The sequence below is a fragment of the Bacillus sp. EB106-08-02-XG196 genome (assembly GCF_013396335.1).
GTDB lineage: Bacteria > Bacillota > Bacilli > Bacillales > Cytobacillaceae > Neobacillus.
The window spans coordinates 1-26,728 of record NZ_JABWSY010000017.1 but is presented as its reverse complement, the minus strand read 5'-3'; the positions used below and the strand labels follow the sequence as shown (position 1 = coordinate 26,728).

At 39.1% G+C, this 26,728-nt stretch carries 19 protein-coding genes, 1 rRNA gene and 2 riboswitches; all 20 genes read left to right on the top strand.

The genetic code is table 11. The features are described 5' to 3' along the window. Positions 1 to 4: 4 nt before the first annotated feature. Positions 5 to 1,384 (top strand): Mbeg1-like protein, encoded by a 1,380-nt coding sequence (locus tag MLOOGBEN_RS23025; RefSeq protein WP_179160620.1) that lies wholly within the window; start codon positions 5 to 7, stop codon positions 1,382 to 1,384. A gap of 17 nt (positions 1,385 to 1,401) precedes the next feature. Beyond that, the gene (locus tag MLOOGBEN_RS23020; protein ID WP_179160619.1) at positions 1,402 to 1,593 is read left to right on the top strand and encodes a hypothetical protein; all 192 of its coding nucleotides are present in this window, start codon (positions 1,402 to 1,404) and stop codon (positions 1,591 to 1,593) included. A 40-nt stretch (positions 1,594 to 1,633) separates the two neighbouring features. Next, complete coding sequence (locus MLOOGBEN_RS23015) at positions 1,634 to 1,936, top strand: WXG100 family type VII secretion target (RefSeq protein ID WP_179160618.1); 303 nt, start codon at positions 1,634 to 1,636, stop codon at positions 1,934 to 1,936. A 32-nt stretch (positions 1,937 to 1,968) separates the two neighbouring features. After that, positions 1,969 to 2,271, top strand: coding sequence for a pore-forming ESAT-6 family protein (locus MLOOGBEN_RS23010; RefSeq protein ID WP_179160617.1), 303 nt, complete (start codon positions 1,969 to 1,971; stop codon positions 2,269 to 2,271). Between the two features lie 113 nt (positions 2,272 to 2,384). Next, entirely contained in the window at positions 2,385 to 3,227 is an 843-nt protein-coding gene (locus MLOOGBEN_RS23005) for a DUF6382 and FHA domain-containing protein (protein ID WP_179160616.1), read from the top strand. A 14-nt stretch (positions 3,228 to 3,241) separates the two neighbouring features. Then, positions 3,242 to 4,009: a PP2C family protein-serine/threonine phosphatase gene (locus MLOOGBEN_RS23000; RefSeq protein WP_179160615.1), complete on the top strand. Its 768-nt coding sequence runs from the start codon at positions 3,242 to 3,244 to the stop codon at positions 4,007 to 4,009. An 18-nt stretch (positions 4,010 to 4,027) separates the two neighbouring features. Further along, on the top strand, positions 4,028 to 5,971 hold the full coding sequence (locus MLOOGBEN_RS22995) for a protein kinase domain-containing protein (protein WP_179160614.1): 1,944 nt from the start codon (positions 4,028 to 4,030) through the stop codon (positions 5,969 to 5,971). Positions 5,972 to 5,985: 14 nt separating this feature from the next. After that, complete coding sequence (locus tag MLOOGBEN_RS22990) at positions 5,986 to 6,429, top strand: hypothetical protein (protein ID WP_179160613.1); 444 nt, start codon at positions 5,986 to 5,988, stop codon at positions 6,427 to 6,429. A gap of 15 nt (positions 6,430 to 6,444) precedes the next feature. Next, complete coding sequence (locus tag MLOOGBEN_RS22985) at positions 6,445 to 11,331, top strand: Ig-like domain repeat protein (RefSeq protein ID WP_179160612.1); 4,887 nt, start codon at positions 6,445 to 6,447, stop codon at positions 11,329 to 11,331. 270 nt (positions 11,332 to 11,601) lie between these two features. Then, positions 11,602 to 12,543, top strand: coding sequence for an AAA family ATPase (locus MLOOGBEN_RS22980; protein WP_483296401.1), 942 nt, complete (start codon positions 11,602 to 11,604; stop codon positions 12,541 to 12,543). Then, the gene (locus MLOOGBEN_RS22975; RefSeq protein WP_306430765.1) at positions 12,543 to 13,763 is read left to right on the top strand and encodes a DUF58 domain-containing protein; all 1,221 of its coding nucleotides are present in this window, start codon (positions 12,543 to 12,545) and stop codon (positions 13,761 to 13,763) included. Before MLOOGBEN_RS22980 ends, MLOOGBEN_RS22975 begins: the two co-directional genes overlap by 1 nt. Then, on the top strand, positions 13,760 to 15,958 hold the full coding sequence (locus tag MLOOGBEN_RS22970; RefSeq protein WP_179160610.1) for a transglutaminase TgpA family protein: 2,199 nt from the start codon (positions 13,760 to 13,762) through the stop codon (positions 15,956 to 15,958). The genes MLOOGBEN_RS22975 and MLOOGBEN_RS22970 overlap by 4 nt, the downstream gene beginning before the upstream one ends. Positions 15,959 to 15,995: 37 nt before the next feature. Beyond that, a riboswitch (purine riboswitch) is annotated at positions 15,996 to 16,096 on the top strand. 131 nt (positions 16,097 to 16,227) lie between these two features. Then, complete coding sequence (gene guaA, locus MLOOGBEN_RS22965) at positions 16,228 to 17,748, top strand: glutamine-hydrolyzing GMP synthase (protein ID WP_179160716.1); 1,521 nt, start codon at positions 16,228 to 16,230, stop codon at positions 17,746 to 17,748. Between the two features lie 106 nt (positions 17,749 to 17,854). Then, a riboswitch (purine riboswitch) is annotated at positions 17,855 to 17,956 on the top strand. Positions 17,957 to 18,061: 105 nt separating this feature from the next. After that, a complete protein-coding gene (locus tag MLOOGBEN_RS22960; RefSeq protein WP_179160609.1) occupies positions 18,062 to 19,387 on the top strand; it encodes an NCS2 family permease in 1,326 nt (441 codons plus the stop codon). 162 nt (positions 19,388 to 19,549) lie between these two features. Next, entirely contained in the window at positions 19,550 to 20,488 is a 939-nt protein-coding gene (locus tag MLOOGBEN_RS22955; RefSeq protein ID WP_179160715.1) for an ABC transporter ATP-binding protein, read from the top strand. Positions 20,489 to 20,499: 11 nt separating this feature from the next. Beyond that, a complete protein-coding gene (locus MLOOGBEN_RS22950) occupies positions 20,500 to 21,672 on the top strand; it encodes an ABC transporter permease (protein ID WP_179160608.1) in 1,173 nt (390 codons plus the stop codon). Further along, the gene (locus tag MLOOGBEN_RS22945) at positions 21,665 to 22,792 is read left to right on the top strand and encodes an ABC transporter permease (RefSeq protein WP_179160607.1); all 1,128 of its coding nucleotides are present in this window, start codon (positions 21,665 to 21,667) and stop codon (positions 22,790 to 22,792) included. Before MLOOGBEN_RS22950 ends, MLOOGBEN_RS22945 begins: the two co-directional genes overlap by 8 nt. An 88-nt stretch (positions 22,793 to 22,880) precedes the next feature. Then, positions 22,881 to 23,723: a glucose PTS transporter transcription antiterminator GlcT gene (gene glcT / locus MLOOGBEN_RS22940; RefSeq protein ID WP_179160606.1), complete on the top strand. Its 843-nt coding sequence runs from the start codon at positions 22,881 to 22,883 to the stop codon at positions 23,721 to 23,723. A gap of 184 nt (positions 23,724 to 23,907) precedes the next feature. Then, positions 23,908 to 25,977, top strand: a complete 2,070-nt coding sequence (gene ptsG, locus MLOOGBEN_RS22935) for a glucose-specific PTS transporter subunit IIBC (RefSeq protein WP_179160605.1) — start codon at positions 23,908 to 23,910, stop codon at positions 25,975 to 25,977. A gap of 601 nt (positions 25,978 to 26,578) precedes the next feature. Next, positions 26,579 to 26,728 (top strand): 16S ribosomal RNA (locus MLOOGBEN_RS22930); the annotation flags it as partial.

Sequence of the window (26,728 nt, the reverse complement as noted above, 5' to 3'; positions counted from 1 at the left end):
TACCATGTCACTTTCTAACTTAAATGATGAAGAGAAAAATGTTCTTCTCCAGTTATCTTATTTTGACTTACCAGGAGATTTATCTGGCTTGAAGGTTAAGGAAATATGGGAGGAAGCAATGCGAACTCCCAATAACGGCGGAGAGGCCAGAAGAATCAAGCTTGAGGGGTATTTTACTTCTGATACATACAAAAACTCCGGGTTGGCTGAGGTTACGCTCCAGGGGTATCAGAACAACAATCCAACGATGGGCGGCGAGTCGGAATCAGGCTTTGTTGGCTATGCATGGGGTGATAAAGCAGGTAATGCAGCAGCGGTTTATCGAGGCAGTGAGGATTTTAAAAATTGGGACCATTTTAAAACAGATTGGGTATCAAATGGATCCGCGGGGATTGGAAATGAAATCGAGCAGCAAAAGGAAGCCAATCACTTCTATGAGGAATTTGTAAAGGGTGTAGCGGGAGAAAAGTTAATCGTTGGTCATTCAAAGGGTGGCAATTTAGCTTCATATGTTTTTGTAAATAACTTAGCTGATCACCCTAGTGGCTATGTGGTCAACGGTGCTCCATTATTTTGGCCAAGTTTAACCGAGGAACAACAAGAAGCATTAAAAAGTAATAAATTTGATTTTATTGCCTATGAAGGTGACTTTGTACATGATCTAGGGTTTGCACCTTATGTAGATAAGACAGTTGCGATTAATAATGAGGACTATGATGATCCATTTTATCCGCATTATGAAACGAGTGTAAACTTCGCAAATGGCTCATTTGAAAAGTCCCGACAAGGATCGATTTTTTCACCTAATGATATTAATCCAGAGGTAATTAAGTTTGCAATTGTATATGCCGTAAATGAAGTAAGAGAAGCCTATAAGGCAGCGTTAGCCATTACAAACGCAGCATTAATGGTTATCCATACTACTTGGAAAGGCATGGAAGCAGCTGCGAAACTTGTGGGCGATGGCTGTGTAGCGTTCATCTCTGGATTGAAGAATGTCACCTCCAAGGTAATCGATGATCTAAAAGGTTTCTTCAGTTCCGTTAAAAAAATGGCGAAACGCCGCCTTCTCAATAGGACAGTTAATGCCTTTACGGGAACCAGCTTCGCTGTCGAACCATATCTTAAGGTGGATTTACATAGATTGTCCTATTATGCAGATAGATTAGAAGCTATAAAGCGAAAGACGAGTGCTTTGAATAATAGAATCGATGATTTGTATTTTGAAGCAGGGCTCTTTGGGCTGGACAACGTGTTGAAAGCAGATATTTTAACGACGTTTAACGGCACAATCAATCAAAATATTACCTATTTGAATAAAGTAAAAGCTCTGCTGGAAAGAACCGAGTCCCTTTTAGCGAATAAAGCACGGTCAATCCAGTAGTGGTTCGGGGGAACAAAATGGATAAGAATGTTCAAAACAAGGTTAGTAGTATTATCGCAGATATAAATGAGATTGCTAGAGAGTTAGAGGATATCTCACACAGTCTTGGCCGAGAGTTTAAAGGAATTGGCTCAATGAAGAGTGCCTCAAGCCTGCAGCAAGCTGCGAATAAGTATCGTAATGTGACGCATGAGTTAAGGAAAATATAGTTGATCCAGCACGGACAGCACTTTAAAGGAGGTGAGAAGAATGGCAAGAACAATCACGGTTGATCCAGCAAAGCTAGACACTGCTGCAGCGAAGATTGATCAGCAATCAGCTGATTATGAGCGTGTTTATAAAGCTCTTTTCAATGAGGTTGAAGGGATGCAGGCTGCTTGGCAAGGTACTGATAATTTAGCTTATGTAAACCAGATTAAAGGATTTATGGATGATTTCAATCAGATGACGAGTTTAATGAAGCAATACTCTGAGTTCTTAAAAGTAAGTGCACGTACTTATCGTGACACTCAAAATGAAGTCATTAATGGAGCAAGACGTTTAACGAACTAATAGAGTCATAATGTGAATGTGAGGTGGAAATCATGGCAGTTGAAGGAATCAAAATATCCTTAAATGAAGTTAGCAGTACAGCCAATCAAATCCGTAATTTAAACCAGCAATTAACGGGCAGATTAGATGAAATGAAGAGAGAAATGAATGCTTTAGCAAATTCATGGAATAGTGATGCATCGAATACGATTCGAAATAATTTCAATGCCCTTACACCAAAGTTTGATAACTTCCGTGAAATCGTGGACAGCTATGCAAAGTTTTTAGATCAAACGGTAAATGCCTATAACTCTACAGAATCAGCGATCAACAGCAACGCGAGTGCATTTAAATAAGCCTGCAGGTTGATTGTTCCTAACTCTCTTTATAGAGGAGAGTTAGGAACAACACCATTTCGAAGAGCAAGGAATAACGGGTACATGAAACCCTAAGGATGGAGACGATTAGGATGAAAACCGATTTGGAAAAACTTTTTTCAGGGATGCTAACGAAAGAACAGCTGATGACTCATTTAGTAAACATCGTCGATCATTTAGCTGAATTACAGAAAAACAGTGAAAATTTCGGTAACATTTTGCTAGACAAGAAACATATTTTTCTTGATCACTTTTCAAATAGATTAGTATTTATGTACCTTCCCGTAAAAGATAATGTCTTTGAAAAGGTATCAATGAGTGAATTCTTTAAAGAATTAATTGCTTCGACTTCCTATGATGAAAATGACGACTTGCAGTTTTTCGTCAAGCTTCATAATTACCTTGCTTGTACCACCGAACTCCGGCTGCAGGAGTTTAAAGAAAAACTAATTGAGTTTTCGGGCAGAAGTGGAAATAAAAAAGAGGCTGTTACCGAACCGAACACCAATTTTTACAGTCCGGGATTCATCACGCGTGCATTGGCACTTGCGGATGAGGGGACAACGGTTTTAGGAACATTTACTGAGCGGGACGACCAAGAAGAAGGTACAACTGCATTAGGGGTAGACAATGGTATGCTGCCAAAGCCATTTCTACTTGAAGAGGCAACAGGTGAAAAAATTGTTGTAACAAAAGAAGTTTTTAAATTAGGAAGGGATCCTGAACAAGCCGATTATGCTTCGAACAATAAAGTGGTGGGGCGGATCCATGCAGAATTGATTACCTTTGATGGCGAATATTTTTTAATTGACAAACATTCAAGAAATGGCAGCTATCTTAACGGAGTCAAACTGTCCCCAAATGAAAAGATCAAAATTAAACACGAAGATCGAATAAAGCTTGCTAATCAGGAATTTGTTTTCAAATTGTTTTAAAAGGAGGTTAGCTAATGGCATTTTTAACAGCGCACCATACGGATGTTGGTATTAAAAAGAAAACCAATCAAGATGCCTTGTTACTAAAGACAGCCAAAACTCCGAAAGGTCCGGTCGCTCTCTTCATCGTCTGTGATGGGATGGGAGGCTTGTCGCACGGTGAACTGGCAAGTGCGACAGTCATTAGAGGAATGGCAGAGTGGTTCGATGCGGAAATGCCAAGACTGTCGCACTCAGAGCATATTGAGGAAGAAATCTATTCAGAAGTAGAAACGTGCATTAAACAATTGAATGAGAAAATCCTCCATTACGGTGAGACCTCAAAAGTGAAATTAGGGACTACTCTAACTGCACTTTTGATCGTTCACAACAAATATTATATTGCACAAATTGGGGATAGCCGGGCATATAGCATTTCTAATTCTCTTAACCAACTGACAAATGATCAAACAGTAGTGGCGAGGGAAGTGGCTCGCGGGAACATAACAGAAGAGCAGGCGAAAGTGGATCCTCGCAGAAATGTGCTGCTGCAATGTGTTGGGGCAACAAAGGAAATTGAAGTGGTTTTTTCCACGGGTGATGTCCAGGCAAACACGGTGTTTATGTTATGTTCGGATGGATTTTACCATCAAATTACGGAGGAAGAGTTAGCGCTGAATCTCAAACCAGAAACGATAAAGAATGATCAGCAATTGAAAGGTAAAGTTGTTCAGTTAGTAGAGTTAGTCAAGGCAAGGAAAGAAGTAGATAATATTTCGGTTGTAGCAGCAAAAGTTTTGTAAGCAGCGGGGGCGTTTTACTTGATACAAATTGGGTCGGTAATCGATGAAAGATATGAAATATTAAAGGAAATTGGCCGCGGCGGAATGAGTATCGTTTATTTGGCAATGGATAACAGGCTGAACAAATCTTTAGTGGTAAAGGATATCCGGAAAAGGGCGTCTAGTAATAACGAACTTCTCATCAACAGTTTGATTGTCGAGGCAAATATGCTTAAAGTTCTTGACCATGGAGCGCTGCCAAAAATCTACGATATTATTGAATCTGAAGGCGATATCTATGTGGTCATGGACTATATTGAAGGGGAGTCTTTAAAAGAGAAGCTGAAACGAGAAAAGACTATTTCAGCGAATCAGGTCATTGATTGGGCAAGGCAGTTAAGTGAAGTTCTAGAGTACTTACATACAAGAAAACCGTACCCGATTATTTATCGGGATATGAAACCAGATAATATTATGCTTACCCCTGAAGGGAAAATTAAGCTGATTGACTTTGGGATTGCAAGGGAATTCAAGGTTGAGAGTTCTACGGATACGACTAATTTAGGAACGAAATCCTATGCGGCACCCGAGCAAATGTCAGGCAAACAGACCGACGCGCGCACGGATATTTATAGCTTAGGGGTTACCTTGTATCATCTTGTCACCGGTAAGAGTATAAATGAGCCGCCATTTGAGCTTAAGCCAATCCGCCATTGGGATGCTAGTCTGCCGGAAGGTCTTGAACATATTATTATCAAAGCCACTCAATCGGAGCCAACGAACCGCTATCAAAGCTGCAGTGAGCTATCCTACGATCTTGAAAATATTAACAAGCTGACAGCAGGGTATAAGAACAAGCTGAAGAGGAAGCTCTCACTCTTTCTTATTCCGGTTGTCCTGTGCCTTGCCTTTACGACCACAACACTGTTTGGCTATAAAGGCGTGAAAAATACGCAGTTCCAGGATTATATGAGCTTAGTCAATGATAGCTCGGTTTATGCAATGGATGGCGAGGATAAGAAAGCCATTGAAATGTTAGAAAAAGCAATCACAACGGTCGATAAAGACCGGGCAGAGGCATACATTAATTTACTAGATTTATATAGCAATCGAAATGAAACAGATACGGGACTAGCAAAGATAGAAGCCTATATCGAGGATGAGTACGGAAATATCCATGAGAATAATGAGGTCCGCTTTAAGATGGGGATGACGTATTTCGATATCAAACATAACTACTCGGAGGCACTAAAGCATTTTAATCGGGTCGATCCGAAGGAAATTCCAGACGCCCAGTATTATGAAGCATTGGCAACAACGATGATTTCGATGAATATTGACTATAAAAGGTTCTCCGAATATCTACTAGAGTTTGAAACGTTTAATGATAGGCTGCCAAATGAACGAAAGAAAATTGATAACTATAATTCTTTAACGAATATTTACATCTCCTATAAAGGACAAATTTCCGATGCCAATACAAAAGCTATTGAAATCGTTGAAAAAGCGTACGAAGTGCTGCGGTTAGTACAAAATGAGAACTTATTAATTAAGTATGAAGTGGATTTTGAACAAAAATTAGCGCAGGCTTTCTATAGCAGAGGTGTAAATTCAAAGGATAGATTAGCTGCCAGGGAAGATTATGAAGAGGCAATCGAACATTATCAGAACCTTTTGGACTTAAATGCAAGTAATGAAGAAGAAATTTTAGTCAAAATAGGTGTGATTTATCAAGAAATGGGTGACACAGCCCGTGCGGTTGAGAAATTCCAAGACGCGATAAAAGCCAATCCAAAAAGTATCGAAGCGTATGTCAAACTTGGAAATCTATTGTTAGATATTGAACAAAGTAAGGAAGAAGGCAGCAGAAAATATCAAGCCGTGAAGCTTGTTTATGAACAAGCAAAGGCACTGGATGGAGCAGGAGAGGATGAAGCCTTTAAAAAGCTAAAAAGGAGGTTTGATAACCTTAGTATTAACTAGAAAGGGGAAGGGAAATGGAGTACCAGATTATGCTTTACGGAGGAATGACATGTGCGCTGATTACCCTGGTCATCTCGATTATTCTCTACGTCAAAATGGGTATTGCGCAAGTGGTCGAGGACTTAACAGGTATAAGCCTTCGGAAAGGATTACATAAAAAGAAAAAAGCCCAGGAAGATTCAAATGAAAAGGTGCTGACAAAAGGAATCAGGTTAAAAAAGCAATATGCCAGGGAGGCTGCAGCTAGGCAAGAGACGGAGCTTATGAGCGGCGGGGTTGAGGAAACAGCCTTACTTGGTGATGGATATATCGAAGAAACCTCATTGTTAACAGCTGACTTTGATGAAACAACGGTTTTATCGGCGGATGTGGAGGAAACTTCATTGTTAATAGAAGAAAAGGACCTTTTCAAAAAAGAAGTAGATGTGATCGTAGTTCATTCCAACACGATTATCTAAGGGGAGTTTAGTAGAATGGCAGATAGTATAGCTAGAAAGTATAAAAGTAAAAAGAAGGTCATCTGGACTTTAACGATTAGCCTTTTGCTCATTTCAGTGTTTGTATTTGGCACAAATGCATTTTCGCTGGATGGGGCAAAGCGGTTTATCGTGTTTAATGAAGACAAATGGGATATGGAATCGATGGATCAGCCAGACTGGATGACGAATAAAAGTAGTATTACCTTTAAGGTAGATTTAAAGGAAGACTTTGAGAATAACAGTCAGGGTGAAGGTGTTACAGCAGAAGCACCGTTTGTTGTTAAAGCTGCTTACCTAGGCAGTGAAGTCCCAACAGCAAAAGTCGAGGAAATAAAGGATCCGGAGCTAGGTTTTTTAGGGGAGTATTTGGTCACAATTCCATTACAGCCAGATAGCATCGATGGCCGTTTACAGGTGTCGGTGGAATTTGCAGAGGAGAATGCATGGAATATCCCTGTTTCAACTAACACGTTTACAATTGATCGAGATGCCACTAAACCTATAGTAAATGTTACTCCTATGTTTGAAGATGGCAGATTTGAGGAAGGCGGGTTTACAAACAAGCCAGTCTCCTTGAGTATTAAAGTAAATGACAGCAGCTTTACTCCTGGGAAGGATACGATTTCAATTTTAAAAGATGGGATTGCCTACGAACCTGTACAAGCACCTGTCTGGAAAGAGAATGAAACGTCCCTAACCTTTGAAAATACTGGGTTTTATGAAGTAACGATTGTTGCCGCTGATAAAGCAGGAAATAAAAGTGATTCAACAAAAGTAAATTTTGGTATCGTGAAACAAGGTCCACGATTAACAATAAAAGATAAAAACGACAGTGGTTTGTATAAAAATGTTGAACTGATAATTGAGAGTGACATTCTTATTTATGAGGCAACGGCATCCATTGAGAAGATGATTAATGGAGAAAAGACAACAGAAGTGAAGAGTTTCGAGAGTAAAGGTAAAAATGCTGTCCTTTCCTTGACGGAGGATGGTGCTTACAAGGTAAGTGTAACAGTAAAAGATCGACAAAATATGGATCCAGGACATCAGTTAGGAGTCACGAGTTTTACGATTGATCAAACAGCACCGGGCCTAGCCATTAACGGTGTTAATGATCAAGGTGAATACAGTGAATCCAAAGAAGCAGTAATCAGTGTGACCGATGCCAATGTCGATGAAAGTAATACAGAGCTTAAGATAACGGCAGGAAACCAAGTAATTACTTATAAGGGTGAAGATGCCTACAAAACACATTCTTTTACCGAGGAAGGTGTTTATGTCCTTGATTTAAGCGCCACCGATAAAGCAGGGAATACCGCAGCTAAAAAAGTGACGTTTATTATTGATAAGTCTGCCCCAACACTGGAAATCACAGGAGTAAAGGCGGGAGAATTTTACAACTCTGATAAAAACAAAAAGGAAGTAACGGTATCAGTTGAAGATTTAACTCTTGATTTAAAGCAAACAGCTTTAAAGGTAGAGAAGGATGGAGCGGCCTATTCAGAAAGTATTCAGTTGAATAGCGTATCAGACGCAAAAGCGGTGGCGAGACACACCTTTACCGCTGAAGGAAAATATAGAATTACCCTCAATTCAACCGATAAACTTGGACAAGCTGCACCAGCAAAATCAGTTTCTTTTACAATTGATAATACCAATCCGAAAGCGGTTGTTACCCTTGATGATACGGTAATGGCAGAAGATGAACGAGTGGTTGATGGCGAGAAAACGGTAAAAATAACGGTAACTGATAAACATCATGAGTTTTACAACGTAAGTGTAAAGAAAAATGGACAAGAATATGTGATTGATCCATTCGTTCAAGATGGTGAAAACGTTGTAACACAACATTTATTGAAAGAAGATGGAGTCTATGAAATATCAGTAGATTCTAAAGATAAAGCTGGGAATGAGACGATTTTAACGAAAACCATTACGATTGATACGGGCAAACCTGATATTCATTTTAATGGGGTTAAACATCAGGAACATTACAACAGTGAAACAGTGGATGTAACCGTAAGCGTCAATGATTTCACATTTGATAAAAAGAAAACAACCCTTGAAATGACAAGAACAAATGGTGATCAGGTCACCGAACTTAAACCAGGCAGCTGGGATATCTATGATTACTTAAAGTGGCTTTATAAAGGTGAAATGAACCTGACTTTCACAGAGGAAGGTGTTTATCAACTTAAAGTCACCGCAGAAGACAGATTCGGAAAGACGAGCTCGAAAACCGTAGAGTTTACCATTGATAGAACACCACCAAAGGTCGAAATCACTGGAATTAATCAAGGTGCCTTTGTTAAAAGCGGCGAGGTTGTCATCGGGGTTAACGAATACTACTATGAAACAAACCATGTAACCGTTACGGTTCGGAAGGATGACAGCGAAAAAGAAGAAACGTTTGTGAATTCAGGTGAAATATCGGACCTCGCACTGAAATTCACGGAAGACGGGGATTATCAGATTAAAGTAAGTGCAGAAGACAAGGCTGGAAACAAAGCCACAGCCGAAGCTTCCGACTTGGAGTTAATGTTCACGGTCGATAGTATTAAACCTGTAATCGATATAATCGATATGAATACCAATGCAGCAGTGAAGAATCATTCATACGACGCTGAGAGCAAACCTGTTTCAATCTTTGTAAATGAACATAATTTTGCTAACAACAAGGTCCAGTATGAGGTAATAGAAAAAAATACAGTTACGAATGAAAGTAAAAGTATTTGGATTGGTGATTGGCGAAACTTTGCTGAGATATCCAGCCTTACCTACAATTTTAAAGATGACTATGAGTATTCCATCAAGGTGATTTCGGAAGACGCAGCTGGAAACAAAGCAGACGAAAAATCCGTAACCTTTACCATTGATACGATTAATCCGTTATTAGCCACGGATGGTATCGAAGATGATAGGAATTACCAAAGTACGAAAGCATCATTTTGGGTGAAAGATACAAACATCGACATTTCCAATACAAAGTTGAACGTATTAAAAGACGGGGAGCCTTATAGCATTGGTGATATAGCATTAAGTTATAACACAGAAGGTGCACTAAGCTATACGTTTAAAGAAGAAGGAAATTATACAGTGACTTTAGAATCAAGTGATAAAGCAAAGCGGAAAAGCATCCATGGACCCATTCGTTTTATTATTGATTCAACCAAGCCTGTTGTAAAAGTCGAAGGGGTGGAGGATCACTCTTTTAACCCTGCGAACAAAAACGTAACCGTATCAATTAATGAGAAGAATTTTTCAACCAATAATGTTGAAATGGCAGTAACAAAAGATAACAAGTCTTATGATTTGGGTAACTTCATCACGAATCAAAAGCAGCTTTCTATAATTGGCCATCATTTTACACAAGATGGATTGTATTCAATCCTTGTTAAGTCGATAGATAAGGCTGGCAATGGACCAGTCACTGTAAACCGGACATTCACGATTGATAAAACAAAACCAGCTATCGAAATTACGGGTGTCAATCAAGATGCGTTTTACAATGAGGATAAGCAGGTGAATGTCGCCATTCGTGATGTGAATATAGACCTTAACAAAGTAACAGTAACAAGAGATGGTGCCCGTTACAATATGGGAGCTTTCTCTGTCAGCCATAACACCGCATCCTTGAGTCACAATTTTAGCGGTGAAGGCAACTATGATGTTTTGGTAGAAGCGACTGATAAAGCCGGAAATAGCTTCTCGCAGCAAGTGAGCTTCACGATTGATAAGACGAAACCAGTTATCACTCCTAAATTTAAAGGGCAAAATAGAGTCATAAAAGACGGAGAATATATTAATGAGATATTCACGCCGGAATTTGCCTTAGATCAGAAAGATGATTCAATCGTTTCCGTTACCTTAAACGGTGCGAATACCGGCAGAACAGCCCCGACTGCATCGAAGGAAATGGCTTATCACTTTAACGTTTTGGCCCGGGATAAAGCAGGAAATGAAACGACGTTGGAAATAAGGTTTACCGTAGATACGACCAAACCAACATTATCGATTACCGGTATCCTTGATGGATTCTTTAATGAGAATCTAGAACCCGTTGTTACGTATTCTGATATTCATTTAGATTCAAGCAGAACCTCTGTAACGTTAAATGGTGCTCCTTACAAAAATGGAACGAAACTAGACTTGGAAAAAGACTATGTATTCAAAGCAACCGTAACAGATTTAGCGAACAATGTAAGTGCGAGAACAATCGTCTTTACGATTGATAAAACGTCACCGGTCATTAAGTTTAAAGAACCTGTTTCAAATAGGTATTTTAATAAGGATATAATACCAGAACTATTGATTGAGGATTTGAACGAATATGACATCATAGCCCTTACTTTGGACGGCAGGGAATATAATCTTGGCGATCCCATTACCTCAGATGGTAAACATGTTTTGTTCTTTGAGGTAAAGGATAAGGCAGGGAATATTAAGCAATTAAGTGTCGAGTTTATTATTGATAAAAAGGCCCCAAAGGTAATTTACGATGGAATTCAGCAGAATGAGCAATACTATGAGGCTGTTAAAGCGGAAATTCGCCTTGATAATCCGAGCGATTCTATCAAATCAATAATGGTAAATGGCAAGGTTTCTAACCTTGATAAGTCAACCGATGAAAATGGTATTACCGTCTTTACGTCTACTTTCTCAGAAATCAATTCGTATAAAGTGGAAGTGACAGCGGTGGATGATGCGGAAAATGAAACGACTACCGTCATTCCGTTTGAAATTGTTGAGAAAACAGCTTTAGTGAAGTTTTACGAAAATAAACCATTGTTTGCAGGCTCGTTAATTGGGCTATTCGGATTAATGGGAATGGGAATTACTGTTTTAGTTAGAAGAAAGAAAACAGCAGCAGTTGAGGAATAAAGCCAGCGGAAGGCTGTGAATGATGAAAATATCATTTACAGCCTTTTTCTTTTTATTTTCCATATCGAGCAAATAAATAATTCACTACATATGTTGGCGGAAGAAAATTATCGTTGAAACATTCGCGGTGCTCATCCGTCTAATATTTATTGGAATTTTTGGTATTGCGTAACTTTTTACAGGAATTTTACAGTAAAAAATAGAATATACAGATATAATGTCTTAAAACGGAAAGACCCATGAGGAGGATGTAACTTGGCCCGTGAACAAATGAACCCAACGATAGAGAAGATTCTTATAAACATTGAAAAGGTTATGATTGGAAAAAGAAATGTAGCCGAGCTTAGCCTTATTGCCTTATTAGCAGAAGGGCATGTACTGCTGGAAGATGTACCAGGTGTGGGAAAGACGATGATGGTCCGTGCACTTGCGAAGTCTGTTAATGCTAACTTCCGGAGGATCCAGTTTACTCCTGATCTATTACCCTCAGATGTGACCGGAATTTCAATCTATAATCCAAAGGAAATGGAATTCGAATTTCGACCAGGACCGTTGATGGGGAATATTATCCTCGCAGATGAAATTAACCGAACCTCACCCAAAACCCAGTCGGCTTTACTTGAAGGGATGGAGGAGGCAAGTGTAACGATTGATGGCATTACCCATCGACTTCAAAAACCATTCTTTGTTATGGCCACCCAAAATCCAATCGAGTACGAAGGAACCTATCCACTGCCAGAAGCACAGCTTGACCGCTTTTTGTTGAAGATGAAAATGGGCTACCCAGAAGTAGATGAAGAGATAGAAGTTCTTAACAGGGCACAGAAAGTTCCACCCATCGAAGACCTTTATCCGGTCATTGACCTTGAAGGATTAATCGCGCTGCAAAAAGAAATAAAAGAAGTTTACGTGGATGATACGATAAAGCGCTATATTGTGGATATCGTTAACCAGACGAGACACTTTCCTGGGGTTTACCTTGGCGCCAGTCCAAGGGGGTCAATAGCTTTAATGAAAGCGGCACAAGCTTATGCCTTCATGTACGGCCGTGACTTTTGTCTTCCGGATGATATCCAGTATTTAGCACCATTTGTATTATCGCACCGAATTATTTTGAAATCAGAAGCAAGGTTTGAAGGAATTACAGCAGAAGAAATTGTCAACCGAGTGATTGCTAGAATTCCGGTGCCCGTCCGAAGGCTTGTGAAGTAATGATGAAGAAATTGTGGAGTCCATTCAAAAAAGTATGGAAGTTTGTTGTCTTACTATTTTTGATTGTGCTTACGTTTTCCTATGCGATGTTTCAAGGGGGATTTGTAAGCTGGTTTTTATTTTATAGTTTCATACCGTTTGCTGTCTATTGTGTAGGCCTATCACTCTATTCACTGAATGAGCTGGAAATTACTCGTGAAATTCCCCAAACAGACTATAATGCCGGTGAGTCTTTAACGGTTACTGTAAATGTGAAGAGAAACTCTATCTTTCCTATCTTCTATTTACTTATTGAAGATAAATTATCGGAAACACTTTCTCGTTCTTCTCAGAAGAAGAAATCAAAGGCACTAGTATTACCTGGTTTTAAGAAGGAATTTTCCTATGAATATAGGATTGATAGTCTGCCGCGGGGTGAGCATATATTCAATAGCTTTATCGTTCGAACAGGAGACCTTCTAGGCTTAGTTGAAAAAGAAAAAGTATATTCTATGGAAAGTAAAGTCATCGCCTATCCAGCTTATACGGAGTTGGTTTACCGACCATTTGAGACTCATTTCGACCAAGGGATGACTGCCTCACGAGAACGGGTCCAGCGGGATACCACAATGGCAATTGGTGTAAGGGATTACCAGCCTGGGGACCGCTTCTCATGGATAAACTGGAAAGCCTCAGCAAAACGGAACGAAATCATGACGAAGGAATTTGAACAACGCCAATCCCATGATGTGTTTGTTGTAATGGACTGTTCTCCTAATAAGCACTTTGAGGGGGTTGTTTCCTTTACTGCCTCTTTATTACGAGCTGTTCTAAAAAAGGGAGCACAAACGGGGCTATTAACGATTAGCACTGATAGAGCATCATTTCCTATTAGGGGCGGAGAAGATCAACTGCATCAGCTCTTTTATCATCTTGCTAGGATAGAAGCAAAAAGTTCTTCCTCGTTTGAGAAGGTGTTAGAGACGGAGGGAATGTTTATCCAGCAATCGGTATCCTTCTTACTCGTAACAGCCCAATTAACAAAGCCTTTAATAGAAAAAGCAGGTTTTCTAGGACAAAGGAAAGGAAAGATTACACTTTTTCTGATAAAAGGAGAAAAAGAATCTCCTGCTGAAAGTGAAAGATCCCTTATCGCACTTGCAAATGCACGAAATGTACGGGTTCTAATGGTTCATGAAGGGGAATTTGCTTCTGCCTTTTCGGAGGTGAATTTACGATGAAAAGAAATCTTCAAGCTTTTCTTGTTTATTTATTAGGATTTTTGCTTTTATGGGAATGGCTGCGTCCGGTGGAGCAATTAACGCAAACGGACCATATTGAAATGTTTGTGATTTTTATTCTGGTTTCATTTGCAGTATCCTTTTTAAGATTAAAGTGGATTTGGCAAATGATTTTAAAGATATGGTTTATCCTCTTTTCTGTTCATATGTTCCATTATGATACAGGATTCTTTCAATTAGACTGGCTGTCTTCCTTTTTAAGTAATTTGACTAGTAATTTTAGTACCATTATAGCGCTTAATTGGTTAGGGATAACAAATGAATTTCGAACACTTTTGTTTTTTATTTTGCTTTGGTTAATGGTTTACTTAGTCAACTATTGGCTCTTAAACCGAAAAAGGATTTTTATTTTCTTCTTTATGACACTTATTTACATAACGGTTTTGGATACTTTTACGCTCTATAGCGCGAAAACAGCGATTGTTCGAACCGTTGTTGTGGGTTTTGCTGTCATGGGGATGTTAACCTATTACAGAATCTTGGCTAAGGAAGAGGTAAATACAGATTCTATTATTACGCGAAAATGGATGAGACCATTAGTTTTAATGATTGCGTTTAGCGTGATCATTGGGATTGTTGCACCTAAGTTCGAACCAATATGGCCCGACCCTGTTCCATATCTCCAGGCTGCTGGCAATAAAGGCGGAGATGATGCAAATGGTACAGGTGTTTCTAAAGTTGGTTACGGCACCGACGATACTCAATTAGGCGGCCCATTTATTGGGGATGACAGTATCGTATTTAAGGCAGAAGCAAGGCAAAAGAATTATTGGAAGGTAGAAACAAAGGATCATTATACGGGGAAAGGCTGGATTCCTTCAAGTTCAACTTCTATTCAAATAGGCGGGGATGAGGTAATACCTGTTAGCTCTATTCCATCATCGGTAGAAACCAGGGATGCATCTGCAAGATTATTCTTATTTATGGATTATGAGCACCTTATTTATCCTGCAGGTATCCAAAGAGCGCAATTTGAACGCAGTTATACCTTGGAAATAGATTCAACAAAGGAAAAGATTTCTATCTTCGGTTTTGATTCTAAGCCTATTGCTCCGGATGCCTATACAGTTGAATATAAAATACCACAATATGAAGCAATTGATTTAAGGGAGACGAGTGTTGTCGACCCGGTACAGATTGATTCAGCATTCCTTGCCCAATATACGCAGCTTCCAGAGAATCTTCCGGAAAGAATTAAGGAATTAGCAGAAAGTATTACAAAAGGAGAAACAAACTGGTTTGATAAAGCAAAAGCAATTGAGCGTCATTTTGGCGGCTCTGAGTTCCGTTATGATCAAAAAAATGTCGCTGTTCCAGGAGAAAATGATGATTATGTCGATCAATTTTTATTTGATTCAAAGGTAGGGTATTGTGATAATTTTTCCACTTCGATGGCGGTTCTGCTTCGAACAGTAGGCATTCCTACTCGCTGGGTGAAAGGGTATACCGGTGGAGAGTTTATGGATTATAGCGAAGGTGATACTTCGAAATCAATCTATGAAATCACTAATAATAATGCACATTCATGGGTGGAAGTTTATTTCCCTAACCAAGGATGGGTTCCTTTTGAACCAACTAAGGGTTTTACAAATGACGTTTCGATTGATTTTACGAATCCAGATGGAACACCTGAGGCTGCGGAAACAACTGCTCCGCCGGCACCAAAACCACAACAGAACCAGGAGGAAGATAGCAGCAGTGCGAAGGGTGAGAAACAATCCTTTTCATTTAATGGTATCTGGTCGAGTATAAAAATATTTTTTAATAATTACTGGAAATTCATTTCGCTATCTTTTGCAATCATTGTGGGGGCTGCTGGCCTGGTATATCGATTACGAGGAAAGTGGATTCCGCATTTATATTTACTTCAGTTTCGCTTAAGAAAAAAAGATGAAAACATTGGGAAGGCTTACCCCATTCTTCTAGAGCAATTGGAACGCTACGGGCTAAAACGTAATGAAAATCAAACACTTAGAAATTATGCACGATACATCGATACCTTCTTTGCATCTAGGGAGATGTCAAAGCTGACCGACAGCTATGAGCAATATCTGTACCATCAGAAACTCCCGAAGGGAAGCTGGAAGGATTCACGTGAATTGTGGGAAAATTTAATTAAAAAGACAATTGCTTGACCAGAAAAACAACCTATTGTTACAATGTGTTAAGAATTTAATACATTTAACTTATCTTCATATATCCTCGAAAATTGGTTCGAGAGTCTCTACCGGGTCACCGTAAATGATCTGACTATGAAGGCAGGAATTTCTGTTATAGTAATTATTAGAACTAGAATTCTGCCTTCCTGGTATTTGGAGGGAGAATTCTAGTTTTTTTTTCTATTTTTGTAAATACTAACAGTATTATTTTGGAAGAGGTGGCCAATTTGACAGGTACGCAGGATATGATTGTTGTTTTAGACTTTGGAAGTCAATATAATCAGTTGATTACACGGAGGATTCGTGAGTTTGGTGTATACAGTGAACTGCACCCGCATACTATTACTGCAGAGGAAATTAGAAAAATGAATCCTAGCGGGATTATTTTTTCCGGTGGTCCTAATAGTGTATATGATGAAAACTCTTTCCGCTGCGATGAGGAAATTTTTGAAATGGGTCTGCCTATCTTAGGAATTTGCTATGGCATGCAATTAATGACTGTTCACTTTAATGGGAAAGTTGAAAAAGCGAAGAACCGTGAATATGGGAAGGCAGTAATGAACCTTCAAAATCAAACGAAGCTCTTCCATGATATGCCCGAGGAGCAAGTGGTTTGGATGAGCCATGGGGATTTGGTTGTCGAAGCACCAGCTGGCTTTACCGTTGATGGAACAAACCCATCGTGCCCCATTTCAGCGATGAGTAATGAGGAGCGAAAATTATACGCTGTTCAATTCCACCCAGAGGTACGTCACTCCGTATATGGAAATGAGCTGCTTAAGAATTTTGTGTTTAATGTGTGTGAATGTAAAGGCGATTGGTCGATGGGAAATTTCATTGAAGTGGAAATGGCAAAGATTCGTGAGCTGGTTGGCAATAAGAAAGTACTTTGTGCCCTTAGCGGTGGAGTAGATTCTTCTGTTGTTGCTGTACTCATTCATAAAGCAATCGGAGATCAATTAACTTGTATTTTTGTTGACCATGGGCTTCTTCGTAAAAATGAAGCGGAAAGTGTCATGAAGACCTTTGCAGAAGGCTTCCATATGAATGTCATTAAAGTGGATGCAAAAGAACGTTTCTTATCTAAGCTAGAAGGTGTCTCAGATCCTGAGAAAAAGCGAAAAATTATTGGCAATGAATTCATTTATGTATTCGATGACGAAGCAACAAAGCTTGAAGGTATTGACTTTTTAGCACAAGGAACGCTGTATACCGATATCATCGAAAGTGGAACCGCAACAGCACAAACGATTAAATCTCATCATAATGTCGGCGGATTGCCTGAGGATATGCAATTTCAATTGATCGAACCGTTGAATACCCTTTTTAAAGATGAGGTTCGCGCACTTGGCACTGAGCTTGGAATTCCGGATGATATTGTTTGGAGACAGCCTTTCCCTGGACCAGGGCTTGGAATTCGTGTTTTAGGAGCGATTTCTGATGACAAACTTGAAATTGTTCGCGAATCTGACTGGATCCTAAGGGAAGAAATAAAGAAGGCTGGACTGGATCGTGAAATATGGCAATACTTTACGGTACTGCCGGACATTCGCAGTGTTGGTGTAATGGGCGATGCTCGCACATATGATTATACAATCGGTATCCGTGCAGTCACTTCTATAGATGGGATGACTTCCGATTGGGCACGTATCCCATGGGATGTGCTCGAGGTTATATCAACTCGGATTGTGAATGAAGTTCCTCATGTTAACCGTGTGGTCTACGACATTACGAGTAAGCCGCCTGCAACCATTGAATGGGAATAAAATTTATATATTAGTTCTAAAAGCGAACGTTTTTAAATATTATTTAAAAAACGTTCGCTTTTTATGTTTACAAAGAGAAAAATCCTTGGTAAGATAAATGGGAAGTAAATAATTTGTCGATTTATCTCGTATAATCTTGGGAATATGGCCCAAAAGTTTCTACCGAGCCACCTTAAATGGCTTGACTACGAGGCAGTGTTATAAAAAGAGGGTAATCCTCTATTATTTACACTTGCCCCAAGTCAAGCGTTCCGGTAGAGATATCGGAGCGTTTTTTGTTTTTATAAAAGATAGATTCTTAGGGGGAAAGAAAATGCAGAAGTATTTTATGTTTAAAGAATTAGGGACGAATTATCGCCGTGAGATTATTGGCGGAATGACTACCTTCTTGGCGATGGCCTATATATTAGTTGTTAACCCGCTGACATTAACACTATCAAGTGTACCGGATTTACCAGATGCCCTTAGAATGGATTACGGAGCAGTATTTGTAGCAACCGCTTTGGCTGCAGCGATTGGATCTATTATTATGGGTCTTCTAGGAAAGTTCCCGATTGCCTTAGCACCAGGTATGGGATTGAACGCCTTTTTTGCTTATACAGTTGTGCTAGGAAGCGGCGTTCCATGGCAGCATGCTTTAGGTGCAGTATTCATTTCTGGTGTATTTTTCTTCTTATTAACACTTACGGGTTTACGTGAGAAATTAATCAATGCGATTCCGATTGAGTTAAAGCATGCCGTTGGAGCAGGTATTGGGTTATATATAACTTTTATTGGATTGCAGAGTGCAGGTATTGTAGTAAACAATGATGCAACCCTTGTTGGATTAGGTGATTTGACAGCTGGACCAACTTTGCTGGCTATTTTCGGGATAATTATAACAGTTATTATGATGACTAGAGGAATTAATGGTGCAGTATTTTTCGGAATGATTATTACTGTTATCGTAGGAATGATTTTTAACTTAATTGATACACCAGATAAAATTGTCGATTCCGTTCCAAGTATAGCACCTACATTTGGAGCTGCGTTTTCTTCTTTAACAGATAGTTCGTTTTACTCAATGGCCATGCTTGGAGTTATCTTGACCCTTTTGTTTGTCGATTTCTTTGATAATGCTGGGACACTTGTAGCGGTGGCGAATCAAGCAGGAATGATCAAAGACAATAAATTACCACGGGCAGGCAGAGCGTTACTTGCTGACTCAGTAGCAACAACGGTTGGTGCAGTCCTAGGTACTTCAACGACAACATCTTATATTGAATCATCTGCTGGGGTAGCAGCAGGTGCAAGAACAGGTTTTGCATCACTTGTGACAGCAGCGTTGTTTATACTATCATTGTTCTTCTTCCCGTTATTATCAGTAGTAACAGCAGCCGTAACAGCACCAGCCTTAATCATTGTTGGGGCGCTGATGGTAGGTTCATTAGGGAAAATTGAATGGACGAAATTTGAAGTTGCTGTACCAGCCTTCCTTACTATGATTGCTATGCCTTTGACATATAGCATTGCAACAGGGATTGCAATTGGGTTTATCTTTTACCCAATTACAATGATTGTTAAAGGGCGTAAGAAAGAAATTCATCCAATCATGTACTTCTTCTTTGTTATTTTCGTTCTTTACTTCTTATTTTTATAATGTTGTTGAAAGAGTCTGTGATGATCGCAGGCTCTTTTTTTGTGCTGTGAACTATTTCACAAAATATTTTTATTTTTCATAAAAATAGATAAAATTTTCCAATTTTCTGCTGTATGATAGGGGTATATGAAAGGGAATGGGAAGGGAGTGTCGAAAGTGAAGATACTAAACGTTCAGGAGCTGGGAAAAAGCTTTGGAAAGTTAGAAGCAGTGAAGGGTGTGTCCTTTTCGGTGGAGAAAGGCGAGTCCTTCAGTTTGCTTGGACCAAATGGTGCAGGAAAGTCCACTACAATCAACATGATCACCGGGTTATACCCTCCGACCTCAGGAAGTATCCAAATAACGGGTGTTGATGTTATCAAAAATCCAAAACAAGCCCAAAAGTCGATAGGTGTGGTCCCTCAGGAAATTGCACTCTATGAGACATTATCAGCAAGAGAGAATCTAAAGTTTTGGGGGAGGATGTATGATTTATCTGGAAATGCTCTTGAAAAAGCTGTTGATGAAGTCCTTGAAATCATTGGGCTGAAAGACCGGGCTAAGGATAAAATCAGTACTTTTTCGGGCGGGATGAAGCGGCGGGTAAATATTGGTGCAGCAATCCTGCATAAACCAGAAGTATTAATCATGGATGAACCGACAGTGGGAATCGATCCGCAGTCAAGAAATCATATTCTCAATACCGTAAAATCCTTAAATCAAAATGGAATGACCATTATCTATACAAGTCATTATATGGAGGAAGTGGAATACCTTTGTGAACGGATTGGGATAATCGACCACGGGGAGTTAATTGCCTGCGGGACCCTCCGTGAGTTGAGGGAGGCCATCGGTGATCGGTCAAGAATAATCATCACTATGGATAATGAAAAGCCAAACAATTTAGAGATAAGCGGTTTAATAGAAAGTCTTGTTTTGGAAAAAGATGTGTTGATAAAAGACAATTTGCTTACCGTTTTTCATAAAGAACCGCAAGCGATTCTTAGTGAATTAATCCAGTTAATAACAAAAAACGGGACGAAGGTTTCATCTGTGGAAATTGTTGAACCTAACCTAGAAAGTGTCTTTTTGCATTTAACTGGAAGAAGCTTAAGAGATTAGGGGGAATGATGATGACTTCCTGGTGGCTGGCGTGGAAAGATTTAATGATTATTGTTCGTGATAAACAGGCGTTATTAACATTAATCGCGATGCCTCTTTTGTTAATTGCTATTTTAGGATCAGCATTTGGCGATATGATGGATGGTAATGATGTTGTTACAATTAAAAAATTTACATTGGGAATTGTTAATTTGGATCAAGGGCAGCTAGGCGGAGTATTATCGGAAGAGGTTTTCGAGAAGGAACTATCTGATCAAATTAAGGTCAAATATTTTCAAGAAGAAGAAATGGTTGAAAAAATTAAGGAACATAAACTTGATGTAGGAATTGTTATCGATGAGGAATTTACAGCTTCGTTAATGACGGGAGAACAAGCGAGTGTAAAGCTAATCACTGTTCCTGATCCAGGTATTAAAGCAACCATCGTTTCAAGTGTAATGGAACAATTTGCTCAAACGGTACCAATTGAAGCAATTTCAGCAAATATGGCACTCCCTGTTCAAGGTAATGCCGCGTTAGAAGAACCTAGTCATGATCTTCTCAATGTAACATCTATAGATTTAGACGCGAATCCAGTTAGTTCTTTTCAGTACTATGCTGCAGCCATGGGTGTCATGTTCCTGCTAATGACCGTCGTTCAAGGTGTTTCGACAATGATTCTCGAAAAAGAGCAAGAGGTTTTTAAACGTTTGTTGATATCAAATTTAACCTACATAAACTACCTTACTGGAAAGATGATTGGTTTAATCGTTATTTCCTTAATACAGGCTTTTGTCATTATTATTGGCACAAAGTTTATATTTGGAGTTGATTGGGGAAATTCAATCGCCGGTGTTGTAATAATGACATTTGCTTTTGTCATAAGTGCTTGTGGTTTGGGTGTATTGGCAGGCTCTTTTATCAAAACAGAGAAAGCCTTTAATGCAGCTGGAATGTTAGGAACCCAGATTTTCGCTGCCTTAGGCGGGAGCATGGCGCCGTTATATATATTCCCAGATTGGTTTGTTTCTGTTTCTAAAATATTACCGAATGGTCTCGCGCTCCAAACCTATTTAGATTTAATGTCAGGGTCATCGTTTTTTGAAATTATACCTGCCGTATTGAGCTCGATTGGCTTAGGGTTATTATTTTTTGCGATTGGCTTATTTCGCCTTTCAATTGAAAGGAGGGGGAAGTATGCGTAGAATTTGGGCAGTTGCATGGCTTCATTTAAAGGGGCTTTTTAAATCACCGGGAGCTTTGGTTATGATGTTTATTTTGCCGGGCTTATTTGGCTGGATTTTTGGTGGAATTGCTATAGAGTCAGAACAAACAAAACCAGTGGTCGATGTTGTAATGAATGAAGAAGAACATAGTGCAGAAATCTTTAATCTTTTGAAGAAAAATGAACACTATCAGTGGAATAAAGTAACATTGCAGGAAGCAAAAGAACATGTGGAAGAGCAGGATACAGTAGCTGCGATTGTCATTCCCATTAACATCCAACAAAAACTAATAGAAAAACAACAATTGTTTGATGTGATTCTTCGCAGTAAAACAGAAGATTACCTTGCTTTAGAGCACCATTTGCAAGGAACAGCAAACTTAATTATTCGCATCCTTAAGATTGCGGAGGAAAACGATTCTGCTGCTTTACCGGATTTACTGGAAGAAGTCGCATCCAGTAAAGGAGTTGCCATCGAAAAACAAACGATTCAAAGGGATGATAACAACACAGTGGAAATAAATTTAATGTTTGTTGGTTTTGCTATCATGTTTATGATGTTTGGTCTCTCGGGTGCTGCTTCCACTATTCTAGATGAACGAATCGGTGGTACGTGGAGTCGATTGATGGTTACCCCAGCAAGTAAGCTGCAGATTAGTTTAGGTTATTTAATTGCTTATTTTTTAATGGGCTGGTTTCAGTTTGCTGTATTAATGACTGCTATGAACCTGTTGTTTGACACCACTTGGGGGAATTTAACCTACATGATACCTTTTGCCTCATTGGTGATATTATGTGTGGTTGGTTTTGGTCTTATGATTGCTGGAATTGTTAAAACGAAACAGCAAGCAGGCGCTATAGGAGCGGTGTTAATTGTTAGTACATGTATGCTTGGCGGTGTGTATTGGTCAATTGACCTTGTTCCCGAATTTATGCAAAAGATTTCTTTGGCTGTACCCCAAAGCTGGGCGATGTCTGGGTTTAAAGAAATCATCAGTGGCAGCCTGCATCCCACTACACTGCTAAAGGATACACTAGCGTTGCTTGGATTTACAGTGGGATTCTTTTTAATAGCGATAAGGGGAATTACGTATAAATAAAGGTTGTCGAATATTGTCGTTGACTTCTTGATTTGTCTCTTATAACATGGAAATACAAAGATAATCGGTACGAAATGGGGGAAGGGTTATGGTAAAGCTGTTGATTGATAAGGTGTTAAATAACAATGTTTTAATAGCTGAACACCCTTCCTACGAGGAAGTTGTTTTGATCGGAAAAGGAATTGGTTTCAATCGGAAACATGGAGAATTTATTGAAACGGATTCAGTTGAAAAACTATTTGTACTTAAAAACGAAAAGGAACAGCAAAATTATATTAAATTGCTTCCTTTTATAGATAATGAATTATTAGAAGTAATTATCTCTGCTATTGGTCTGATCAAGCAAAGAACAAATACGCTTCTAGATGAGCATATTCATGTAGCATTAACAGATCATTTAATGTTTGCGATTTCAAGAGCAAGAAATGGAATGGAAATAAGTAATCCATTTTTGGTTGAAACAAAAACACTTTATCGGCATGAATATGAAATTGCAACAGAGGTTGTCCGGCTCATTAATGAAAAGACCGGAGCGAACCTGCCTATTGGTGAAATTGGTTTTATTGCGCTTCATATTCATAGTGCAATGACTAAAAGGAACCTATCTGACGTAAATCAACATTCCCAGCTCGTCAGCAGGCTGGTAAAGATGGTCGAAGAGCAGTTTGAAATTGATATTGATAAAGAAAGCATTGATTATATGAGGCTTGTGCGTCACCTTCGATTTACCATTGAGAGAGTCATTAAAGGGGAAAAAGTAGAAGAACCAGAAAAAATAAATTCCCTATTGAAACAAGAATATCCTGTGTGCTATAATCTCTCATGGAAGCTCATTAAAGTGATGCAACAAACATTAAAAATGAAAGTATTTGATGCAGAAGCGGTATATTTAACTATGCATTTGCAACGAATACAGAAAAAATTTAAATAGCTATTATTTTTTACGTGTTACTGATTCGATCAGGCATGAGTGAAAAGTATTAATTGAAACAAAGGTTTTTGGGTAATCTATACCCGTAGCCTTATTCAATTGAACTTTTACTCATGCCTTTTTTTGTTTTTCTCAGGTAAATGAAAACGCTTAATGAGCCATGAATAAATTGGAGGTATATATTATGTTTAAAAAAGCTTTTGGCGTCTTGCAAAAAGTCGGTAAAGCGTTAATGCTGCCGGTTGCTCTTTTGCCTGCTGCAGGTATCTTACTTGCTTTGGGAGCAGCGCTTAGAAACCCAGCACTACTAGAATTAGCTCCATTCTTAGATAACAGCACAGTTGATATGATTGCAGCTGTTATGCAAAAAGCTGGAGATATCATCTTTGGAAACCTTCCGCTCTTGTTTGCGGTTGGGGTAGCAGTTGGTTTAGCTGGAGGAGAAGGTACAGCTGGTCTTGCAGCGATTATTGGTTACCTAATCATGAATGTAACGATGGGCACGGTCCTTGGGATTACACCAGAAGATGTAAATGGACTAAACTATGCAAATGTTCTAGGGATACCTACTCTCCAAACAGGAGTATTTGGCGGTATTATCGTTGGTATACTAGCAGCAGCAATGTACAATAAGTTTTATGAAATTGAATTACCATCTTATTTAGGATTCTTCGCAGGAAAACGTTTTGTACCAATTATTACGGCAGCTACTGCTCTACTTTTAGGACTGTTGATGATATTCATTTGGCCGCCAATTCAAAATGGTCTAAATGCGTTCTCTCAAAACATGGTACATGCAAACTTAACAATTTCTGCTTTTATTTTCGGAGTCATTGAACGTTCACTAATTCCATTCGGATTACACCATATTTTCTATTCTCCTTTCTGGTATGAATTCGGAGAATACACTACAAAAGCAGGAGAAGTAGTTCGTGGAGATCAGCGTATTTTCATGGCACAAATCACAGATAATGTTCAAAATTTAACAGCTGGAACATTTATGACAGGGAAGTTCCCATTCATGATGTTTGGACTTCCAGCAGCAGCTTTAGCGATTTATCATGAAGCAAAGCCTGAAAAGAAAGTTCTCGTAGGAGGTTTAATGGCGTCAGCTGCCCTTACATCGTTCTTAACAGGTATTACAGAACCAATTGAATTCTCATTCTTATTCGTAGCACCAATTTTATTCGGTATTCACGCCATCTTTGCAGGTTTCTCTTTTATGATTATGCACATGTTAGATGTTAAAATCGGGATGACTTTCTCTGGCGGATTAATTGACTATATCCTATTCGGATTAATTAACCCACAAACTAATGCTTGGATTGTTATTCCTGTAGGTTTAGTCTTTGCGGTTGTATACTACTTTGGTTTCCGTTTTGCGATTCGTACCTTTAATTTAAAAACTCCAGGACGTGAATTAGAGGAAGAAGAAAACCAAGCTCCAACTGGTAAAGCGGGGTCAAGTGATTTAGCTACCAATATTTTAGATGCGATGGGCGGTAAAGGAAATATTGCACATTTAGATGCATGTATTACCCGCCTTCGTGTTTCTGTTAATGATATTAAAGAAGTTGATAAAGCACAGCTTAAAAAGCTTGGCGCTGCGGGTGTGCTTGAAGTAGGGAACAACATCCAAGCGATCTTTGGACCGCGTTCAGAAACCATTAAAGGACAAATGAAAGACATTATGGATGGTAAAAAACCTCGTACCACTGTGAAAGCACCAGAAAAGGGTGTGGAACAGCAAATCGAGGAAATTAATCCAGATGCACTTCAAAATGCACGCAGTACAGAAGATGAAGGGTTTATGGCACCGTTGAAAGGTGAACTAAAACCAATCACAGAAGTTCCAGACCAAGTGTTTGCTGGGAAAATGATGGGCGATGGCTTTGCGATTGTTCCGGTAGAGGGTACAATTGTATCACCTGTAAATGGGAAAATCGTTAACCTGTTCCCGACTAAGCATGCCATTGGAATTCTCTCTGATACAGGACGCGAAATTCTCATCCATGTTGGAATTGATACCGTAAACCTAAAAGGTCAAGGCTTTGAAACCTTAGTAGCTGAGAATGACGTTGTTGAACAAGGTCAGCCATTACTAAAAGTTGATCTGGATTATATTAAAGAACATGCAACATCAATTATTACGCCGATTGTCTTCACAAACTTAGCAGAAGGTGAAAAGGTAGTGATTGAAAAGCCAGGTCAAGTTGATCTGAAACAAACAGGGATTATTAAAATTACGAAATAAGCAAAATGCCGGCTCTCGAGATTTGAGAGCCGGCATTTTTTGTTATATAGATCTTAAAGGATGAGAACCCGTAACCTTATAAAAAGGGAGAAAGCGGTCATTCATAAGAGCGATGAGAGCCCGTAACCTTATAAAAAGGGAAGAAGCGGTCATTCATAAGGGTGATAAGAACTCATAACCTTATAAAAAGAGAAGAAGTTGTCACTCATTAGGGTGATTTTAGCTCTGACTCCTCGGTATTCAGCAAAAGAAAGCCGGAGCTCAATTTTGAGAGTCGGCTTTCTTCTATATAAAGAAGTTAAACGAATGAGGTGAAATTAATTTAAATATATTGTTGACGTTAGTTGGTAATGGTGTTATTATATTTTAGCAGTCGTTAATAACGGATTAACAACACGCAGGCGTTAAAAACTTTTCAAAAAAAGTATTGACGCGAAGTTAACGAAATGATATAGTAATAGAGTTGCTTCTGAGCGAAGTTGTTCACGAAGTAAACGAAGAAATATTGCTCTTTGAAAACTAAACAAACAAGAACGTCAACAAACAATTTTTTAGCTTTATATAAAAGCTAAGCCAACGTAACATTTTGAGCTAATCAACTTTATTGGAGAGTTTGATCCTGGCTCAGGACGAACGCTGGCGGCGTGCCTAATACATGCAAGTCGAGCGAATCATGAGGTGCTTGCACCTCTTGGTTAGCGGCGGACGGGTGAGTAACACGTGGGCAACCTGCCTGTAAGACTGGGATAAC

What these genes read in the sequence shown, in the direction of transcription:
- MLOOGBEN_RS23025 (WP_179160620.1), top strand. Translation starts at nt 5, where the DNA reads ATGTCACTTTCTAACTTAAATGATGAAGAGAAAAATGTTCTTCTCCAG.
- MLOOGBEN_RS23020 (WP_179160619.1), top strand. Translation starts at nt 1,402, where the DNA reads ATGGATAAGAATGTTCAAAACAAGGTTAGTAGTATTATCGCAGATATA.
- MLOOGBEN_RS23015 (WP_179160618.1), top strand. Translation starts at nt 1,634, where the DNA reads ATGGCAAGAACAATCACGGTTGATCCAGCAAAGCTAGACACTGCTGCA.
- MLOOGBEN_RS23010 (WP_179160617.1), top strand. Translation starts at nt 1,969, where the DNA reads ATGGCAGTTGAAGGAATCAAAATATCCTTAAATGAAGTTAGCAGTACA.
- MLOOGBEN_RS23005 (WP_179160616.1), top strand. Translation starts at nt 2,385, where the DNA reads ATGAAAACCGATTTGGAAAAACTTTTTTCAGGGATGCTAACGAAAGAA.
- MLOOGBEN_RS23000 (WP_179160615.1), top strand. Translation starts at nt 3,242, where the DNA reads ATGGCATTTTTAACAGCGCACCATACGGATGTTGGTATTAAAAAGAAA.
- MLOOGBEN_RS22990 (WP_179160613.1), top strand. Translation starts at nt 5,986, where the DNA reads ATGGAGTACCAGATTATGCTTTACGGAGGAATGACATGTGCGCTGATT.
- MLOOGBEN_RS22985 (WP_179160612.1), top strand. Translation starts at nt 6,445, where the DNA reads ATGGCAGATAGTATAGCTAGAAAGTATAAAAGTAAAAAGAAGGTCATC.
- MLOOGBEN_RS22980 (WP_483296401.1), top strand. Translation starts at nt 11,602, where the DNA reads ATGAACCCAACGATAGAGAAGATTCTTATAAACATTGAAAAGGTTATG.
- MLOOGBEN_RS22975 (WP_306430765.1), top strand. Translation starts at nt 12,543, where the DNA reads ATGATGAAGAAATTGTGGAGTCCATTCAAAAAAGTATGGAAGTTTGTT.
- MLOOGBEN_RS22970 (WP_179160610.1), top strand. Translation starts at nt 13,760, where the DNA reads ATGAAAAGAAATCTTCAAGCTTTTCTTGTTTATTTATTAGGATTTTTG.
- guaA (WP_179160716.1), top strand. Translation starts at nt 16,228, where the DNA reads ATGATTGTTGTTTTAGACTTTGGAAGTCAATATAATCAGTTGATTACA.
- MLOOGBEN_RS22960 (WP_179160609.1), top strand. Translation starts at nt 18,062, where the DNA reads ATGCAGAAGTATTTTATGTTTAAAGAATTAGGGACGAATTATCGCCGT.
- MLOOGBEN_RS22950 (WP_179160608.1), top strand. Translation starts at nt 20,500, where the DNA reads ATGACTTCCTGGTGGCTGGCGTGGAAAGATTTAATGATTATTGTTCGT.
- MLOOGBEN_RS22945 (WP_179160607.1), top strand. Translation starts at nt 21,665, where the DNA reads ATGCGTAGAATTTGGGCAGTTGCATGGCTTCATTTAAAGGGGCTTTTT.
- glcT (WP_179160606.1), top strand. Translation starts at nt 22,881, where the DNA reads ATGGTAAAGCTGTTGATTGATAAGGTGTTAAATAACAATGTTTTAATA.
- ptsG (WP_179160605.1), top strand. Translation starts at nt 23,908, where the DNA reads ATGTTTAAAAAAGCTTTTGGCGTCTTGCAAAAAGTCGGTAAAGCGTTA.